Annotated in this window: 1 pseudogene; it reads left to right on the top strand. The window is 56.2% G+C overall.

Annotation, left to right across the window (positions count from 1 at the left end):
* Positions 1 to 25: 25 nt before the first annotated feature.
* A pseudogene (locus tag HMPREF2617_RS00015) lies at positions 26 to 352 on the top strand (transposase); the annotation flags it as partial.

The following is a 352-nucleotide window of genomic DNA, read 5'->3' as shown; positions in this document are numbered from 1 at the left end:
TGAAGTGTCCCAGGTTTTGTTCCGTTTGAGTAGATGGGAAAATCTGGAATATGCCAAGAAAATTTGACCAGGATGCCAAGGACCGCGTGGTCCGTCTCGTGGAAGATCGCATCTTGGCGGAAAATATGTCGATGCAAGCCGCATGCCAGGCAGTAGCCCCAAAGCTGGGGGTTTCATGGCACACGGCTCGCCAATGGACCCAGCAGGCCCGCCGTGCGGGAAACATCCCAGAACCTGTGCCTGAAGACTTGGCCGCCGAAAACGCGAGGCTACGCCGTGAAAATCAAGAGCTACGCGACACTAACGAGCTGCTGAAGGCTGCCTCGGCTTTTTTCGCGTCGGAACTCGACCC

The organism is Corynebacterium sp. HMSC070H05 (assembly GCF_001837615.1).
GTDB classification, from domain to species: Bacteria; Actinomycetota; Actinomycetes; order Mycobacteriales; family Mycobacteriaceae; genus Corynebacterium; species Corynebacterium coyleae.
The sequence above is the reverse complement of the archived record's forward strand: the minus strand, read 5'-3'. Positions and strand labels throughout refer to the sequence as shown.